At 62.3% G+C, this 19,365-nt stretch carries 8 protein-coding genes and 1 pseudogene; 1 reads left to right on the top strand and 8 read right to left on the bottom strand.

Annotated elements, in window-relative coordinates:
- Positions 1-53 precede the first annotated feature (53 nt).
- Positions 54-1,691 (bottom strand): long-chain-fatty-acid--CoA ligase, encoded by a 1,638-nt coding sequence (locus PKKP23_RS31680; RefSeq protein WP_126879827.1) that lies wholly within the window; start codon positions 1,689-1,691, stop codon positions 54-56.
- A gap of 161 nt (positions 1,692-1,852) precedes the next feature.
- Here PKKP23_RS31680 and PKKP23_RS31675 point away from each other — a divergent pair, with 161 nt between their 5' ends.
- Positions 1,853-3,061, top strand: a complete 1,209-nt coding sequence (locus PKKP23_RS31675; RefSeq protein ID WP_176049169.1) for a cyanate transporter — start codon at positions 1,853-1,855, stop codon at positions 3,059-3,061.
- A gap of 20 nt (positions 3,062-3,081) precedes the next feature.
- Here PKKP23_RS31675 and PKKP23_RS31670 read toward each other — a convergent pair whose 3' ends face one another.
- The 7 genes and pseudogenes from PKKP23_RS31670 to PKKP23_RS31630 all read right to left on the bottom strand — a co-directional run bounded on the left by PKKP23_RS31670 (position 3,082) and on the right by PKKP23_RS31630 (position 19,128).
- On the bottom strand, positions 3,082-4,008 hold the full coding sequence (locus PKKP23_RS31670; RefSeq protein WP_126879825.1) for a LysR family transcriptional regulator: 927 nt from the start codon (positions 4,006-4,008) through the stop codon (positions 3,082-3,084).
- Positions 4,009-4,090: 82 nt separating this feature from the next.
- A pseudogene (locus tag PKKP23_RS31665) lies at positions 4,091-4,740 on the bottom strand (integrase core domain-containing protein); the annotation flags it as partial.
- A gap of 164 nt (positions 4,741-4,904) precedes the next feature.
- Positions 4,905-6,599, bottom strand: coding sequence for a phage integrase family protein (locus PKKP23_RS31660; RefSeq protein WP_126879824.1), 1,695 nt, complete (start codon positions 6,597-6,599; stop codon positions 4,905-4,907).
- Positions 6,600-6,865: 266 nt separating this feature from the next.
- The gene (locus tag PKKP23_RS31655) at positions 6,866-8,341 is read right to left on the bottom strand and encodes a TolC family protein (RefSeq protein WP_126879823.1); all 1,476 of its coding nucleotides are present in this window, start codon (positions 8,339-8,341) and stop codon (positions 6,866-6,868) included.
- On the bottom strand, positions 8,331-9,674 hold the full coding sequence (locus PKKP23_RS31650; protein WP_126879822.1) for an HlyD family type I secretion periplasmic adaptor subunit: 1,344 nt from the start codon (positions 9,672-9,674) through the stop codon (positions 8,331-8,333). Before PKKP23_RS31650 ends, PKKP23_RS31655 begins: the two co-directional genes overlap by 11 nt.
- The gene (locus PKKP23_RS31645; protein WP_275094594.1) at positions 9,671-11,815 is read right to left on the bottom strand and encodes a type I secretion system permease/ATPase; all 2,145 of its coding nucleotides are present in this window, start codon (positions 11,813-11,815) and stop codon (positions 9,671-9,673) included. Before PKKP23_RS31645 ends, PKKP23_RS31650 begins: the two co-directional genes overlap by 4 nt.
- A 137-nt stretch (positions 11,816-11,952) precedes the next feature.
- Complete coding sequence (locus PKKP23_RS31630) at positions 11,953-19,128, bottom strand: S8 family serine peptidase (RefSeq protein ID WP_161978180.1); 7,176 nt, start codon at positions 19,126-19,128, stop codon at positions 11,953-11,955.
- Positions 19,129-19,365: the final 237 nt, after the last annotated feature.

Raw genomic sequence — 19,365 nt, 5'->3', positions numbered from 1 at the left:
ATGAAAAAACCGGCAAAAGCCGGTTTTCTTTGCGCGGAGAAGGAGGCTCAGGCTCAGCCATATTGAATGCGCAATGACTTCTTGTCCGTTTTGCCGACGCTCGTGCGCGGCAGTGCATGGGTGAGGTGAATGGCGTCTGGTAGTGCGTATGACGGCAGACGGCCCTGCTGCGCGTGCGCGTGCAGTGCCTTGCGCAAGGCCTCGGCCAGCTCGGGATCGTTGTCCTTCGTGGGAACGACAACGGCTACCGGCCGCTCTCCCCAGCGCGCGTCCGGAATGCCGACGACTGCGGCGTCTGCCACACCGGCGCAATCGAGCAGCAGGGCTTCAAGCTCCAGCGATGAAACCCATTCCCCGCCGGTCTTGATCATGTCGGTGGCGCGGTCGGTCAACCGCAGGGAGCCGGCTGCGTCCAGCACCCCAATGTCGCGTGTATGGAGGAAGCCGTTGCGCCACAGTCCTGCGCTGGCCTCTGGCTCATTGAGGTAGTCGGCCGTGAGCCACGGAGCGCGAGCGGTAACCTCGCCGGGCTGACGATTGTCGCGGGCAACCGGCTGCCCTGCTTTATCCAGTACGCGCAGACGTACCAGCGGGATGGGCGAGCCGGCACGCAACCGTGCCGCCAGATCGCGAGCTTCGTTGCGTTCATGGTCAGGATGCAACTGGGCCAGCGTCAGCACTGGTCCTGTCTCGGACATGCCATACCCCGACCAGATGTCGATGCCTAGTGCTAGCGCACGACGCGCCAGGGATTCCGATAGCGCCGCACCGCCGATGATGACTTTCCAGCGCGACAAGTCGCGTTGCGGCTGGCTGGGGTCATTCAGCATCATTTGCAGCAGCGTCGGCACGCAGTGCGAGAAGCTGACGCCTTCACGTTCGATCAGGTCAAGCAACGCGGTGGGCCGGTACCGGCCGGGATACACCTGCTTGAGGCCAAGCATCGTGGCCAGATAGGGCATGCCCCAGGCATGAACGTGGAACATCGGCGTAATGGGCATGTAGACGTCACGGCGATGCAACCTTGGACCGTCCGCCGAACAGCCCAGCGCGCCGGCGAGTGCCAGCGTGTGCAGCACCAACTGTCGATGGCTGAAAGAGACGCCTTTGGGGACGCCGGTGGTGCCAGTCGTATAGAACAACGTGGCGAGCCAATTCTCGTTGAGAGCGGGCAGCACCGGATCGGGCGTTTCAGCGGCGAGGCAAGCCTCGTACTCTCCATGCCAGGGTAGATCTGGATGAGCAGGCTCATTGGGCTGGTCGGTCAGCCGCAGCCAGGAGGTCGCCATGGGCAGCGCCTCGCGAAGCGCGGCAAATTGCGGCGCAAAGTCGTCGTTGACCAGCAGCACGCTGGCGCCGCAATGGCCGAGCGTGTAGGCCAGTTGTTCCGGCGACAGCCGGATATTGGCCGTCATCAACGTGGCACCCGTCATCGGTACTGCAAAGTACGCTTCCAGATAACGATGGCTGTCCCAGTCGGCCACGGCGACGGTCACGCCAGGGCCGGCCCCCAATCGTTGCAACAGCGCGCACAGTCGCAGCACGCGCCCATGGAGATCGCGATACCTCAAACGCAGGTTGTCGCGGTAAACGATCTCGCGCTCAGGGTACTGTTCAACGGCAGGCATCAGTAATTGGTCCAGCGTCAACTGGAAACCCTGTGCGCAGTCAGGTGAATCAATAGCGTTCATGGCTCAGGAGAGGGGCAGTGGATCGGACGGGAAGTGTAGGTGGCGGACAAATGAGGGCATGCGAATTCGCCGATAGCCGACTTGAAACTTTGAATTGCGAATAGTGGCTTGTTGTCGCGACAATGACTCGGTCGTTCCTACAGGTATGGAGTCAGAACGTGATGCAATCTTCCCGCGCGGCAAACCGTGTGCCGTTGATCCTCGCGCTGGTGCTGGTCGGCCTGAACCTGCGGCCATCCATGGCCGCCATCGGGCCGCTGTTGACATCGATCCGGAGCAGCATTCCGTTGAGCTACACCCTGGTTGCGCTGCTGACCATGCTGCCCGTGCTGGCGATGGGCTTCGCGATGTTCCGGGGTGCCAGGCTGGCAGCCCGTTGGGGCGAACACCGCGCCATTGCGGTTTCCCTGCTGGTCATTGGGCTTGCCAGTCTGGCTCGCCTATACGCTTCGTCCGCGCTGGATCTGATACTGACCGCCGTGGTTGCGGGAGCGGGTGTCGCTGTCATCCAATCGGTCATGCCCAGCATCATCAAGAGCCGCTTTCCGGACGCGATAGCGTTGCTGATGGGTGTGTACGTGACCGCCATCATGGGCGGAGCAGCTTTGTCCGCCGCCGCTTCGCCATTCATCGGCGTGTGGCTCGGAGGCTGGCAGTCCGCGCTGGCCGCGTGGTCCGCGCTGGCTGCGGTGGCGCTGGCGGCGTGGTATGCCATACGCGCTGACATCGTGTCGTTCGTCGCGCCCCAACAAGGCTCGATCGGCAGCGACATGTCGTTCGCGGGCCGCCCGCGTGCCTGGCTGTTGGGCATTTTCTTTGGTCTGGGCACTGCCTCCTACACCTGCGTATTGGCCTGGTTGCCTCCGTTCTATGTCGAGCAAGGGTGGCAGGATACGAACGCAGGCCTGTTGCTGGCCTATCTGACGAGCATGGAGGTGCTGTCCGGTCTGGTGGTGCCGGCGCTGGCCAGCCGCAGTCTGGACCGCCGTCCGTTGTTGCTGCTGGTGTTGATTTCCGTGATCGCCGGGTTTGCCGGTCTGATTTTTGCTCCCACGGCTTATCCGATCGTCTGGGCTGGCCTGCTGGGTTTTGGCATCGGCGGCCTGTTCCCGATGAGCCTGATTGTGGCAATGGATCACATGGACGCCCCGCGTCGGGCCGGCGAGCTTACGGCGTTTGTGCAGGGCGTGGGTTATCTCATTGCTGCGCTGTCGCCGCTGATTGCTGGCTTCATCAAGGATGTGTCATCCAGCTTCACGCAGGCGTGGCTATTGCTGGCGCTTGTGTCCACCGGAATGATCTTCATGGTGGGACGATTCCGCCCAGCCGACTATCCAAAGCACTTTGCCGTTCAGACGGGCCGCGGCTGAGCACGGAGCCTCTGTGGTTTTCAGATGTTCGCGCAGGCACGAATCAATTGCTGACGCAGCCAGGTATTGGCTTGGTTGTTCGTCAGCGCAGCGCTCCACACCATATCCAGCGTGAAGTCCGGCATGCCCTCGGGCATGGGCCGTGCGCCGACATTGGGCACCTTGCTCTTGACTTTCTGATGTATCCGTCGGGGAAGCATCAGCAGAAGATCGGTGCCGAACAGCAGCTCGATCGCAGAAAAGTAGCTGTTGGCCCGCGCTGCGATCGTGCGGCGATGGCCCTGTGATTGCAGCCAGCTGTCGACCATATTGCTGTCGGAAACCCAGGGCGTAGGAAATACGTGACGGCGCTCCAGCAGCTCATTCAACGGCAGCGGTTGTGTATTGTCGGGGCCATCCTGCACGGCAAGAAGCTGGTCGCGAAACAGCGTCTGGGTCGAAAGACCCGGGTAGCTACGATAGAAGCCAGGGCCAAAGAAAACACCCAGATCGATTTGCCCTGCAACGATATCGGCGTAGGGCAAATCCTTTTCTGGTTTTGTGATGTTGATCGAAACCGTGTGACCCATCTCCAGAATGTTCTTCATCAGCACCGGCATGATGATGATTTCAAAATATTGCGGCGCGCAGATGGTAAATGAGGTGGATTTGGCGTTGGGATTGAAGTCGATGTCCTCCTGTACGCACTCGGCCATCTGGGTCAAGATACCCTGTATGCGGGGCGTGAGCGCCGTGGCCCGCTGGGTCGGGCTCATGCCAAAGCGGGAGTTGATAAACAACTCGTCGTCAAAGCAGTCGCGCAGGCGTTTCAGGCAGTAGCTGACAGTCGATTGGCTGACGCTGAGTAGTTCCGCGACCTCGGTGACACTTCTCAGCTCATTGATGAGGTGAAAAATCACCAAATCTTGAAAGTCCAACTTGCGGACGCGATTATTCAGTAACAGCATGGTAGTTCTATCCTGGATCGATACTTGCGTGTGTATGCCTGTCGAGATTAATGGAGTTGACCCTGTAATCCCGGACACAGCGTCACACTAAGGTTGCTGAATCCATTGAGCGCCAGAACTCGCGAGGCGAGCGGTACTTCAGCGCGCTATGGGGATGCTTCTCGTTGTAATGCTCGAACGCGATGGCCAAGTTGCGTGCAGCAGTCGCTGCGTCCGGCTTCGGCATGAAGGCAACGTAGTCGCGCTTCATTGTCTTCACGAAGCTCTCGGCCATCCCGTTACTTTGGGGGCTGCACACCGGTGTGGTCAATGGCTTCAGGCCGATGGCCGCTGCAAACCGGCGTGTATCGTCGGCCGTATAGCCCGAACCATTGTCGCTCAGCCACTCGATTTCGGACGGTGTATGCAGCTCGTTGCCAAACCGATTTTCCACTGCAGCCAGCATCACGTCGCGCACGATGTCACCACTGTGGCCTGCCGTCGTGGCCGCCCAGCTCATGGCTTCCCGGTCGCAGCAGTCCAGCGCGAACGTCACGCGCAGCGGTTGTCGCAGCGGAACTCGAAGCCGTCCGAACACCAACGCTGGTTGCTGCGCGCCACGGCCACCTTGCCATCGTGCCGGCGTTGCTGCCGAGGCGGAGTCGGACGACGTTGCATCAGCAGACTATGCGTGCGCATGACGCGATAGATGCGCTTCGCATTGAACGGCACCTGTCCGGCGGCAACGCGTTCATTACCGTAGACCGTACCAAAAGTGTCACTACTTCGTCAGCAAATGTGTCACCAGTACGGCGAGGGCCGGTCACCATGGCGGAATTGCGTGAAGATTCAAGGTCGTAGCAGCAGCGAACTGATTGTGTCACCTCAGAGGTGACAACGAAGCTGCCGGGAGAGGGCTACCGCTCGCGGGGGTGTGCCGCGAACGCCCGATCAAACTGCCGAGCCCGCTGTACTTCATCGCTGTGCAGATAGGTCGAGGTCGTGGAAATTGACGAGTGCCGCAGGTTGTCGCGCACCATGATCAACTCGGCGCCTCGCGCGAGCGCGTGCGACGCATGCGTGTGCCGCATCCAGTGCGGACTCGCGCGCCGCAGCTTCTCAGCGGTTGCCGGCCATTCGTCCTGTAGTGCACCGGCGGCCAGTTCGAAGAACCGTCGCAGCACGCGCCAGAGCCGTCTGGGTTCGATGCCCGCGCCATCCTCGTCAAGGCTCGCAACGAGCGGCGTTGCCGGGTTCCAGCGCGCCGGCGTGACCGGCAGCCCGCGCTGCACGAGAGATTGATCCAGCTCGGTTCGAGCGAGCGACGGCAGCGCCACCTTGCCGAGCTTGCCGCCCTTGCCGAGCACGTGCAGCCAGTGATCGCCGTGCTCGTCCCGGCGGATGTCGCCAAGCCTCGCGCCGACCAGTTCACTCGCGCGCAGGCCGGTCGCGTAGCCGAAGTCCAGCAGGAAGCGGAGGCGCTGTGCGGCCGACGCGCTCCAGCCGTAAGACCACTCGAGGCCGTCGGCCAGTGTACGGATCAGCAGCCACTCGCCTTCGGAGAAGCCGCGGGACACGTCCAGTCCAGCACGTTGCGCTTGGCTCTTCACCTTGACGCCAGCGAACGGATTTGCGAGCACGTAGCGTTGTTCGACCAGCCAGCGAAACAACGCCGACAGGACGTTCAGGGCGTACGCGGCGGAGCGGGCGGACAGCGGGCCCGTGAACGGTCGCCATTCGATGCTATGCCGCAGCCGTGATGGGCCCACCCAGCGTTCGCGCGGCGTCGGGCGCCGCAGGAAACCGCGATACGCGATCGCGTCGTCGGTGGTGAGCGACGACAAGGCACGGCCGCGCTCAACGATGGCCCACAGGATCAGTCGCTCCGCCTCTTTCCGGTAGGCGCGCTGCGTAGCTGCCGACTCATGCAGCGATAGCCAGGACTGAATCGCTTCATAGTCGTTTGACGCGTTCAGCAGGCAGGCGGTTCGCGGCGCGCGGAACTGGCCACGTGAGCCATCGACCTCGTGCGGCACGCGCAGCTGTTCCCACGGCACGATGTCGCCGCCGGGTGCGGCAACGATCAGTGCCCGCGCGCGTTCGGTCAGCCCTGGATGGGCGGCGAAGAACGCTTCGACGCGTCGCGCGCCGGCGACGCCGAGTCCGGCGATTGCGGACCACCAGCGCCGCCGCCGCGGAATCCGCACGGTCAGGTCCGCAAGTGTCCGAATACCGTGCGCGTTCAGCGCCTCGACAATGCGAGGCGGCAGCCACAGGTCGACCGCGTCGCTAATGAGTGGCACTGGGACGGGCAGGTTGCGGAGCGCCTCGATCCCGCGGGCAACACTGTCGGCCGACGTGCGCGTCGGGCGAGCGAACACGGCTGCCAGGTCCGCGCGGTGTCGAGCCTGCGCGTACGCGATGAGCTGCCGGCGAATCCGGCCGAGCACGCCGCGCGACGATGCGCCGGCTTCCCGGCGATCACCGAGATAACGGGTCACGGCAGTCCGCGCATCCAGGCCCGCGTACCAGCCACGCAGTGCGGCGAGTTCCGCATCGTCCGGGAAGTCGGCATCCATGTCGGCGACGGAAAGGGGCTCGTGCGTTTTCATGATCGCCAGTTTAGATCAAAAACGATGATGATCCGATAATGTGCGTTATCTCTCCATAGCGGCCTGAAACCTTTCCCCTCACTTACATCCGCCATCGCCAGGCCTCAGGGGAAGCCGGGATCGGAGCGAACTTCTCGCATGCCTTCAGAAAGCGAAACTTCGGAATCGCGGCGAGCTGCTGGTCATGCAGGACCAGGACGTGTTCCATCGCCGCCAGTTCGTCTTCGAGCAGCAGGCACGGCCCACCCTGGGTGTCTGCTGTCCGCTCATTGCCGCTCCGGTTCCAGCGTCGTGCCGGCGCTCACGCCGGTACGACCCAGCATGCCTGTATCGGCGAGCAGGCGCAGCCGGGCCGAGCGCCACTGCGCTTCACTCCGGATACGTTCCTGGCGTGCGTCGGCCAGTGCCGTCTGCGCGTTGATCAATTCGATGATGTCAGCAACACCGTGTTCATAGCGATTGCGCGATGATGTGAGCGCCGCCTCCGCGGAGGTAAGCAGCATTGCAGACGCGTTCAGGCTGGCAAGTGACGACCGGGCGTCCGCGTATGCCTGGACAACTTCCTTCAGGACCTGATGTTCGGTCTCCTCAATCTGGGCTTCATCCTGGTCAGCCTGGGCCTGGGCCTCGCGGACCTTGTAGGTCCGTGCAAAACCTTCAAAGATCGGAATGGTTAGCGTAAGACCAATCGTGGTCGTATTTGATCGCACCGACTGCAGGCTCTGGTTTGGATATCCGTTCTGGTACCAGTTCACGCCGAAGTCCAGTGTCGGAAGTCCCTGCGAACGGGTACTGGTGATCTTTGCCTTGGCCGCTTCCCACTGCTCGCGTGCGGCCACAATGGCTGGATGCTGCCGCCGTGCGAATTCCAGCCAGTGCTCGAGGTCGTCCACTGCGTCTACCGCGGGGGCCGAACTGTCGACAGCCAGGGTAACAGCGGTGTCTGCCGGCACGCCAAGTGCATACACGAGCGTAGCCAGCGCCTTGTTCATTTCGCCCGCCGCGCGCTGCTCCTCAAGCTGCGCCTTTGCAAGCGCTGTCTGGGCCTGCAGCGTATCGCTGCGTCCCGCCGCGCCGAGGCGTTCCCGCCGTGTGGCCGTCGCTAGCGTCTGTTCGGCCCATTGCCGGTCCAGGCCTCGCGCTACCCGGTACGCCTGCGCGGTCCGCGCATCGAAGTACGCGCTCACGATCTCGCCGAGGGTTCTTTGCAGGGCCGCATCGTAACTGGCCATGGCGGAGGCCAGCAGATGGTTCGCCGCCTGCCGGTTGGCGGAACGCTCCCCGAAATCGAACAGGCGCCAGTTGAGCGCTGCGTAGCTGCTGTGACCACGCAGCGTCGAGTCGGTGTTCGGCGTTCCAGGATAGGTGATCTGGTTGCGTTGCCCGGTAATCGAAGCAGTAAGCGTCGGCAGATACGCGGCACGCGCCTCCCCCACTGCCGCCGCCTGCTGCCGGATAGCCGCCCACGCCACACTGATCTTCGGGGCGTGGCAAAGGCCAAGGTCCACAGCATCGGAGAGTGTCAGCGGTTGAGTGAAATCCGGTCGCGCCTCGCAGGCGACCGGTGCAGTGTCACCGGGCAGGACCGACCCCGTATCCAGCACGGGAGGCCGTGCAAGAAGTGGATCCTCGAGGATGTCCGGCACTCCCCGCGCGAGGCCTCCCTGCGCCAGCAGACATGCGCCTGCCGCCACACTGGCTTTCAGGCGCGCCAGCACTACGCCGTCACGCCTAACGCTCATGCAGGCTCTCCCGTGTGGTCTGCAGAAGGGGCGCAAGGACGTAGCCAATCACGCGGCGCGTGCCTGTCCTGATATCCACCGTACCGGACATGCCTGGGGTAAGTTTCACCGCCTGCCCGTCGATCAGGAGTGAGGGCCGCTCAAGCCTTACCGTCACCGTGTAAAGCAGCCCTCTCTTCTCATCCTGGATTGCGTCGCGCGACACGTGGCTCACGACGGCAGGCACGGTGCCGTAGTGCGTGTATTCGAACGCGTCGATCTTCACCGTGGCGGACTGCCCCTCCCGGACGAAACCAACATCGCGGTCGGCGATGGACGCCTCGAACTCGACAGTCGGCCGCTGCGGCACGATCTGCATTAACGGCTGAGCCGCAGGCACCGCCGCGCCTACGGTGTGAATCGCCAGTTGCTGCACGGTACCGTCTACCGGTGCAGTGAGCTTGAGCAGCGCGCCATGCGCGCTGGCCTTGCGTGCATCCTGGGTGGCTTCTACTGCCTGCCGGTTCGCTTCCTCCAGCTGTTCCTGTGCCTTTTCCCGCATCTGCGCGGTCAATGCCGCGCGCTGGTTTCTCGCGTCGGTGAGCTGCCCCTCTATGTCGATGCGTGCCTGCTTCTTTTCCAGATAGGCGTTTTGTGCAACATCATTCGTCTGCGCCAGCTCCGCGTAGCTCGCCTCGATGCGGCTCGCAACGGGCAGTCCCGCGGCATAGCGCGCGATCTCGCCGTCCAGACGCGTACGTTGCGCGAGGTAGTCCCGCCACTGGTCCTGCAGATGGCTCGCCGCCGCCTCCCACCGCACACGGCTGATATCGGGAACAGCTTCCATCACCGGCGCACGATTCCCGTCGAATGCCTTCAGGAGCGCACGACAGCGGGCCGCCTGCGCAAGCGCGGCCTGCCGGGCAGCATCGGCCCTGTCGAACTCGCTGTCTACCTGCCGCGTGTCGAGTTCAACCAGTATGTCGCCGGCCCTCACGGCCTGTCCTTCTTCGACGTGCAGGGCGTACACGCGCGCAACTTCGACCGAGGAGACTGTCTTCGTATACCCGCTCGCGATGATCCTGCCCTGTCCGTTCACGATGATGTCGATATGTCCAAGGCTTGCCCATGCGATAACCACGACAACCATTGCCATCAGGATGCGCGCGACCCAGCGTCCAGCGGGAGACACGGGCTTCGCCTGGAGAGCCAGTGCCGCTGGAAGGAATTCGGCCTCGTGCTCGCGAAGTACAGGTGAATCGAGCTGCCGGCGCTGTCGCCAGAAATGTCGCCAGACATCCAGATATCGCCTCATCAGTCCGGCCGCTGCCTGCAGCCGGTATCGGATGCTCATGTGTGACTCCCCGCAAGGCCTTGCTGCAGCGCATACAGGTGCGCGTAGATGCCGCCGGGCTTGCGCAGCAGTGCCTCGTGATCGCCCGTCTCCGCGATCTGGCCACGCTCCATCACGATGATCCGGTTCGCCTCCCGGACGGCAGACAGCCGGTGTGCGATGATCAGTACCGTGCGTCCCTGACATATCCGTCGCATGTTGTCCTGGATGACCCGCTCCGATTCGTAGTCGAGGGCGCTGGTCGCCTCGTCAAATATGAGGATGCGCGGGTTGGCGATCAGCGCCCGGGCAATGGCAATGCGCTGCCGCTGTCCTCCGGAAAGCCCGGTGCCGTGTTCGCCTACCATCGTGTCATAGCCTTCCGGCAGCTCGCAGATGAATTCGTGCGCACCGGCAAGCTTTGCCGCCTCGATGACGGCCTCGATGGTCAGGGCCGGATTGGTGAGGGCGATGTTTTCGCGCACGCTCCGGTTGAAGAGCGTGTTCTCCTGCAGCACGACACCGATCTGCTGTCGCAGCGACGTCGTGTCGATGATGGAGATGTCCTGGCCATCGATGAGCACGCGCCCCCGGTCAGGAACGTACAGTCGCTGGACGAGTTTCGTCAGCGTACTCTTGCCCGATCCCGACCGCCCCACGATGCCGATCACTTCGCCAGGTACGATGGCAAGTGAGATGCTGCGCAGCACATCGGCTGCATCCGGACGGTAGCGAAATGAAACCTGATCGAACGCAACCGCACCCGACAGCCGCGGCAGGCGCGTCTTCTGCCCCGCAACCTCGGCACGGGCATTCAGGATGTCGCCCAGCCGTCCCATCGAGATGCCAACCTGCTGAAAGTCATTCCACAACTGCGCGAGCCGAAGGATCGGACTCGACACCTGCCCGGCGAGCATGTTGAACGCAATCAGCTCACCGACGGTCATCTTTCCGTCGATCACCTGCAGCGCGCCAACCCACACAATCGCTGCCGTAACGAGCTTGCTGACCAGCGTCACGCCACCACTCGCGATGGTTGTCGCCCTGGTAACCGACAGGCCTGCACTGACGTAGCCCGCGAGCTGCTTTTCCCACTTCTGGATCCAGCGCGGTTCGACCGCCATCGCCTTCACGGTGTCGATCCCGCTGATGGTTTCAACGAGGAACGACTGGTTTTCCGCCCCGCGGTTGAATTTCTCGTCCAGCCGCGCCCGGATAACCGGAGTAAAAAACAGCGAGAGCAACGCATAAAGCGGTATGGACAGCACGACGATGAGTGTCAGCGTGGGGCTGTACCACAGCATCACCGCAACGAACACCACGGAGAACAGCAGGTCCAGCACAAGCGTCATCGCGTTGCCTGTCAGGAACGCGCGGATATTCTCCAGCTCGCGGATGCGCGCAACGGAGTCACCGACACGTCTTGCCTGAAACCAGGCGAGCGGCAGCGCCAGCAGGTGATGAAACAGCCGTGCACCCAGTTCCACGTCGATCTTGCTGCTCGTGTGCGCGAACACCCAGCTCCGGATACCCGTCAAGGTAGCCTCGAACAGGATGGCGAAAACGAGACCGATCGCGATCACGTGCAGGGTCTTCAGTGCGTGGTTGACCAGAACCTTGTCCATCACGACCTGGAAGAACATCGGCGTCACGAGCCCGATTACCTGCAGCGCCAGCGAAACCAGCAGGATTTCGCCGAGAAGCCGCCGGTATTTGACGATCGCCGGAATGAACCACGTGAAATCGAACTTCGCCATCTCCCCCGCAAAACTTGCCTTGCTGGCAAAGAAGATGAGTTCGCCCGTCCATACCGCGAGGAGATCGTCCAGCGTGACGACGGTGGGCGATTCGCCACTGCGCTGGATGAGCAGGAGGGCGGTTCCGTCCGGGCGCTCGCGATACTGTGCGACGATGAAATAGCGACCGCTCCCGCGCTCGCAGGCCACGGCCGGAAGGGGTGCCTTACCAAGGCGCGTGCCGTCCTGCTGGATCGCGCGCGCATGCAGGTCAAGCGATCTGGCCGCCAGCAATATCGTGGCAGTCGTAAAGTCTTCGCGACCAAATGTATGGCGCAGTTGCGGTTCGTCCGTGGCTACGCCATGTAGCGCTGCCATGGCAGTCAGCGCCCACAGCCCGGAGTCTGGGGATTCAGTCGTTGTCAAAGCGTGTAGTCGTTTAGGAAAGCAGACGGCAGGCCGGTTGTCCACCGTCCGGGATACTGAAAAACTTCCGGCGTCCCCGTTCGCCGGCTGTATGGCCAGACCCCGCGCGTGTCCGCGCGGGGTCTGGCGGGCTTGCCTCAATGCCAGCTGGCGGCAAGCACGGGCTGCAGCGCCTGCTGTTCGGCAGGCGTCAGAGTGGATTGACCCGCACCTGGAGGCGGAAAGGCAGCCATTGCCTGCACAAGCTGGTTGACGCTGGAGGCAGCCAGCGTCTTGCCATCCCCGGCGATGATCGAGCTCGCCTGCTCAGGGGTACCTGCATACCAGTTTTTCAGGGTCACCGTTTCGCTGGTGCCGTTCACGGTGATCTGAAGGTCCTGGCCGAACTCCTGGAACCAGAGGTTGCTGGATAGCACGTCCGAGCCGAACCTGAGCTGCTGTCCCGCGGCGCCAAACTCCATGCGGTATGCGCCGTGCCCGGCTGTGACAGTAGAACCGGTGCCAGTCATCCGTACCGTCGCCGCACCGTCTCCCAGTACCAGCGTCGCGGATGATCCTGTCGCGATGATGCTGTTGTCGGCGCCGACTGTGATGGTGACGCTATCGCCGCTGCCATTGGCATACACGGTGTTTGAACTGCCGTTGAGCCACAGGCCACTACCAGCGCCCTCGGTAATCACGTTTGATGAACCATACACGCCCAGCGTATCGCCGCTGCCCGCATTGATTGTCACCCCCGCCCCGAAGATGTTGTTGCCGGTGTAGTTCGAACCGATGGTCACACTATCGCCGCTGCCATTCGCATGCACCGTGCTCGTGCTGCCATTGAGCCAGACACCACTGCCGGTGCCCACCGTAACCGCGTTTGAGGAACCGTACACGCCGAGCGTATCGCCACTTCCCGCGTTGACCGTTACCCCCGCCCCGAAGATGTTGTTGCCGGTGTAGTTCGAACCGATGGTCACGCTGTCGCCGCTGCCATTCGCATACACCGTGCTTGTGCTGCCATCGAGCCAGACACCGCTGCCGGCCCCTACCGTAACCGCGTTTGACGAACCGTACACCCCCAGCGTATCGCCGCTGCCCGCGTTGACCGTTACTCCCGACCCGAAGATGTTGTTGCCGGTGTAGTTCGAACCGATGGTCACGCTGTCGCCGCTGCCATTCGCATACACCGTGCTGGAACTGCCGTTCAGCCACAAGCCACTGCCACCGGCCTGCGCAACGAGGTTCGACGAACCGTACACCCCGAGCGTATCGCCGCTGCTCTCGTTGATGGTGATGCCTGAACCGAAGATATTGTTGCCCGTACTGTTCGAGCCAACCGTGACGCTGTCTCCGGCACCGTTCACATTGACCGTATTGGAATTTCCGTCCAGCCAGACGCTGCTATTGTTGCCGGAGAGATTAAACGTATTGCCGTTGCCGGTCTGACCCACGAAGGAATTACTCCCAACGCCAATGGTCATTCCAGCACCGGAAGGAACAGCGACAACATTCAGTGTCAGGACGGAACTCGCCTTGACGCCTGCCAGATCGGTTGCCGTGACGTTGATCGAGAGATCGCCAAGGTTCAGGCCTGCCGTCCCCGATAACGTCAGCCGGACAGGATCGAAGGTCAGCCCGGCCGGCAAAGGGTTTCCATTTGCCAGCGTGGCTGTAACGGTGAGCACATCTCCAGCTACCGGCGATGCGAAGAGGTTCGGGGGTAACGCATAGGACCAGCCTGCTGCGCTGGATTCGGTTTGTGTGAGGGCAGGATGGCTGACCGTCACCATGCCGTTACTGACGATTGCCGCCACGGTGGCCGCTGAAAAATTCCGCCCGCCCACACTGATCGTGCCCACGCCCTGTCCGTTGAACTGGCTTGTCACCACGACATGACTGGAATCTGTCTGACCGGGATTCAACGTCACGACCAGATCGTTGCCCTGCCTGCTGAAGAGCACCGAACCTGGCGTTACGCCCTGCAACACAAGCGTATCGGCATGGCCGTTGCTGGCCTGGACCGTGTCAACGCCACCACCAGCAGAGATGACATACGTGTTCGTTCCATTGCCGCCGATCATCAGATCACTGCCCGTTCCGGCGATGAGCGTATCGTTACCGTCGCCACCCAGCAGCGTATCGTTACCTGCGTTGCCCGTGATCGTGTCGCCGTTGTTGTTGGCCGTGCCGATGATATTCGCGCTTCCCGTCAGGTTCAGCACATTGATGTAGTCGGGCAATGCGACGTCGACCGACGCCTGCATCGTTGGCTTGCCGCCGGCGTCCGTCGTAACGGTGATGCCCTGGCTGGATCCTACGATGGTGGTCGGATCGGTTTCGCCGTGACTGACGATGAGCGGTGCGGTGGACGCCGGGCTCGTGGCAGCGACCGGCGTCGTGACAGTACCTGCCGCGGACGGCGTCGGCGCGGCAAAGATGAAATCGGATGCCGAGAGCTGCGAAGGATCCAGTGCATCGAGATAGAGCAACTGGGCATTCAGCGACGTGCTGCGCACATTCGTGCCATGTATAAGCGCCACACCATTGATCACCATCTTGTTGGTCTGCGCGATATTCAGGTCGGCAAAGCTGGTGATACCCAGCCGGCTGACATCTATCTTGTCCACTCCGTGCCTGAAACCCTGAAGGGCGTTGCTGAAGTTCGTCGCGCCGGGCTGCGGCTCGACCACAAAGACGTCGATGCTGGCAGCGTCGTGCGTGTAGACCGTGCCGCTCAGCGTGGCCGTCGAGCCGTTCAGTGACACGCCGGTGAAGCCGCCGTGCATTGCGATGGTATCGGCTCCTGCGGGCGGTGTTGTCCCGGTCTGGCCGCTGTTGACATAGGCAGGCGGCGCCACAAAGGTGTCCTGGAAGACAAACTGCCACGACGTCAAGGCCGAAACGGTCTGGTTCAGGAGCACGACCGTCTGGCCGTTCCCCAGCCCGACTACCACGTTGCTACCTTGCTGGGTGAACGTCAGATCCTTGAACTGCCTCCCCTTGAACCCAACCAGATCGATCTGTTCGCCATTCGCCACGTTGAAGTTGACGATCGTGTCGAGTCCGTTTGCACGGGCGTGAACGACGAACAGGTCCTTGCCGGTGCCGCCCGTCAGGCTGTTGTTGCCCCGCCCGCCATCGAGCATCGCGTCTGCGTTGTTTGCAACGAGCGTGTCGTTGCCGTCGCCCCCGATGAGGTTCTGGATCTGGCCGGCGTTGCGGATGGTGAGCGCCGTGCCGCCGATGCTGGCTGTGCCGGTAGGCAGGTTGATCGACGTGTCGCCCGATACCGCCGCGGCATCGATCGTGTTACGCCCGCCTGTGCCGTTGACCAACGGATCAAGCACGGCGGCATTCGCATTGGCAGCGACCGCCGCGGCGTACTCGTCCGTATAGTAGTAGGTGTGGTCTGTTGTGGTCGTACTACCGTAGAGCCGCAGCGACCAGTTGTTGAGCGTGACCGGTAGTCCCGTGGTCGCGTCACTCACCTGCAGCGTCCAGTTGCCCGCGGACGTTTCACCCCAGTCATGCGTCGACATGAACGTGTACTGGAACAGGCCGGATGTCGTGTTACCGACATCAGTCGGGCTCGCACCCGGAGAGCCCGCCGGAATCACGCCCTCCCGGTTGAGCAGCACGCTCCTTGTGCCATCCGGCGCGACAAGCGTGACCACCAGATCCCCGAGACGACCTACGGTCGCGCTCAGGTCGACTTCCACGTGTTCAACGTTCAGACCGGACTGCATCGCGATGGCGCTGGTGATCGTGCCGCCGGCCTGTATGGTCTGGCCCAGCGTGCCGCTCGCGGCCGAATAGACCTTTTCATTGGCACCCGTGCTCTGCGTCATCCACGTCTCGGCAAGCCGGACCGCCGCGCGCGCATCGACCTCGCCGAAGCCATAGTCGTTGCTCACATGCATGCCGCCGCCGTTCCAGTTGCTTGCGCCGTTGGTAGCCCATTGCGTGTTCGGGTCGTTCACCCTGCGGGCGGTCAGCGCGAGAATCTGCTGCACGTCGCGATAGCCGAGGTTCGGATTTGCCTGCAGCATCAACGCCACGATGCCCGATACGATAGGTGTCGCGAAGCTGGTGCCCTGCATGTTGCTATGCGCGCTACCGAAGGTCGAGCCCTGGTCAGTCATCACCATCTGGCTCGTACTCTCGATGTTGCTGCCAGGTGCTGACACAAGCAGGCTCGCACCCGGGTTGGAAAATGGTGCTGATCCGATCTGCAGGGTCGAGAGATCGCCCTGCGCGTTGATCGCGCCTACCTCGATCGAGAATCGGTTGTTGTTCGTCAGCGAGCCTTCCGCATTTCCGCCGGTTGCGCGCTGGTTACCGCCCGCTTCGACAAGGATGGTGCCCAGCCCGCCGCGGCCGTTGTCCGCCGCGTACTGGGCGTTGGAAAGGAGCGCGCTGGCCGTGTTGATCTGGCCGTTCTGCATGTTACTGACGGCGAAATCGTTGGTGAAGACCCAGCTATTGTTGGCGATGTCGTAACTGACTTCGTGTCCAAGACCACTCAGGTCGCTGCCGCTGTTAGCGAGGTAATAGCCGGCAAGCTTCGCGTCATACGCGACACCAACACCTCCGCTGCCGTTGTCTGCGGCAACCATGACACCCGCCACCATCGTGGCATGGTTCGAGGTTTGCGTCGGGAGCGTCCCGTTTGCAAGCTGCGTTGCCATCCACGCCTGATCGACATTGGGCGCAAGATCCGGATGCGTGTAGTCAAAAATCTCGGGCCCGACAGCGAACTCGCCACCGGGCTCGAACTGGCCAATGGTGACGCCCTTGCCGGTATAGTCTTTCCACACAGGCAGGATGTCGGCATCCGAGAGATACCACTCCTGCGCCAGCAGCGGATCTTTCGGCAGTTCCGGGGTCATGAGCGAGACGGTCGCCTGCATGATGGCGGTCCGGCCGGTGTTCAGATCCTCCACTGTTGCGCTTGTATGGCCCGCGGCATCGGCGACGGTGTACTTGAACGTCATGACGCCGGTATAGCCCGGCGTCGGCGTGAACAGCACGTCGCCAGAGGCCGTCAGGCTCACTGCGCCGCCCTGTGCACTTCCCACCGTGGCGATGTGCAGCGCGCCTGTGCTGTTCAGACGCTGGTCGTTCGCCAGCAGTTGCGTAGCGGAGATCAGGTGGGGCTGTGCGTGATCGAAGCTATTGCCTGTGCCGTCAACGTACAGCGTGTCGGCGGCTGGCATCGGATCAGGCAGGGACAGGTCCACGCCCTGAATGTCCGAGAAATTCAGCTTCTGGATGTTGGTAATGAACACCGTGCCATCGCGGTTGGGTACCTTGTCGGCAACGTAATAGCCGCCGCTGGCCGGCACGATCCGGTATTCGGCATAGCCACCATGGAACTGAACGATATTGGTGCCGCCACCGCCGTCGATGGACGCATTGCCGCCACCGACCTTGACCAGGTCGTTGCCGGCGCCGCCGTGAATCCTGTCTTCGCCGCCACCAGCGTTGATGATCGAGCCCGCCGCGGAGGCATAGATGGTGTCACCGTTCGGGCCCGCTGTAATTTCCGCCTGACCGCTGCCGCCCACGATGAGGTTGTGACCGGACCCGCCGACAATCACATCGGTACCTCCACCCCCGATCAGCGTATCGCTGCCCGTGCCGCCCTTGATGTAGACGCCTGTCCGGCCGCCGCTCACGATCACGTCGTCGCCACCACCGCCCTCGGCAATGGTTACGCCTTCCTGCGCCATGTTGATCGTCATTCCCTGGCTGCCAGTGATGATGACCGTATCGACGCCACCGTTTCCGTGAATGTTTGCCGGACTGTCGTTCGCAGAAACAACAAACACGTCGTTGCCTGCGCCTCCCTTGAACGTATCACTGCCTGATCCACCTACCAGCCAGCTGCCATTTGCGGCAGCAATCAGGGTATCGTTGCCCGAACCGGCATAGATGTTGTTCACACCCAGCGCGGCGGCGTCGAGCGTCAGGTTCTGGCTTGTGGTGTCCTGCCAGGTCGTAACGTTTGCCCCACCGGACGTGGTTGTCGCGGTCACGCCGTTTGCTGAGGTGGCAAACGTGCTGCCCGCGGGACTCGAGACGAGGTTCACGTCTTCCATCGTCCGCGCATTGCCATTCATGACAAAGCTGCCCAGTGACGTGACGATATTGCCGTTGTTGATCTGGCGTGTGCCCGTGGCGGTGAGGCTGATACCCGTTATGCCCAGTTGCGCGAGGGTGAGCATCTGCCCGGTACCGGGGCCCGTGCTGTTCACCCAGACACGCAGCTGGCTGAAAATCGGGTCCGTCGTATCGATCACGCCGTCGTGGTTGTTGTCGAACGAAGTGAGAGCGGCGATGCCGCTTGCGAACGGCGCGGTGCCGGGGCCACCATTGGTGCCCGCCTTGCCCCCAAAGTAGGGGCTGAAGATCTGGCTCATGTTCGTGACCTGCCCGCTGGCGTCAGGAATCACGAGCATTCCGGTCCCGGTACCCACCCAGCCAGTCCGGTGCAAGGTACCAGAGTTGTCGACATCGAACAGCACACCTGAGCTCTGTTCGGGGGTCGTCACGATCCCTTGTCCCAGATCGAGCAGCAACGGATCGATGTACACATTGCTCATCTGCGCAGCCGAGGTCGACCCGATCGCAGCGAGTGCATTCAGACCGCTCAGCGTCGACGACCCGAGATCGACCAGGATCTGGTTTGCAGCCGCGTTCGGGTCCGCCTGTACCGCGCCTGGTCGCACGCCGTTACTGGCAAAACCCGCTTCGGTAACCGAAACGAAGTCCGTCCTGTTCAGCGTACCGTTGGCGAATCCGATGGACGACGTCGCGCTGTTCGAGATATAGCCGAGGTTCGTGTTGTTCGTTGCGGTGTTTTCGCTCTGGGTTTGCGTCTGGGGCTGGGGATTCGGATTGATCGTGATCGTCGGCGACTGGCTGTTGTCTGGCGCAGAGAGATTCACGATCTGTCCAACGCCGATCTGTTGGGAACCGGAAACGAGGCCCAGGCCACTGTTCAGGCCCATCAGCGTGGGAACAGATACGCCTGTGATCGCCGAGATCGTGTCGAAATTGTTAGCGACCGAATCGACGTAGAACTGGTTCGGCTTGAGCGTCACATTGGCCGGTAGCGCGGGCGCATAGCCAACGATAGTGCCGAGTGCATTGACGGTATATTGCCCAATCGTACCGCTCGCGGTACGGACGACCTCGGTGTAACTGCCGTCAGCCTTCACTGTGAGTTGGGTAACGCCCAGCGCCCCGCTTTGCTGGACGATAGTTTCCCCGGTTCTGGCATCAACCCCAAGCCATTGCTGCGACCCGTCCTGTCGCGTCACGATGTACGATCCGTCTGCGTCCGAGGTGACGTTCGTGACCGGACTGTCGCTTAACTGTGACAGCAGGCTTCTCGCGGAAGTCGGCACTGCGGCAAATGCCGCCTGACCAGGAGCTATCGTTGAAAGTGGTGTACGCGGCGTAGGGAAGAGGCAGGAGAAGGCGGTGGCGATTGAAGGAGAATGTTGCTTCTCACGGTAACACTTCCACAATCGAACTCCACCACCATGGCGAAACAT

Origin of the sequence: Paraburkholderia kururiensis JCM 10599 = LMG 19447 (assembly GCF_003986935.1) — a bacterium.
GTDB classification, from domain to species: domain Bacteria; phylum Pseudomonadota; class Gammaproteobacteria; order Burkholderiales; family Burkholderiaceae; genus Paraburkholderia; species Paraburkholderia kururiensis.
This window is presented reverse-complemented; position numbering and strand designations above follow the sequence as displayed.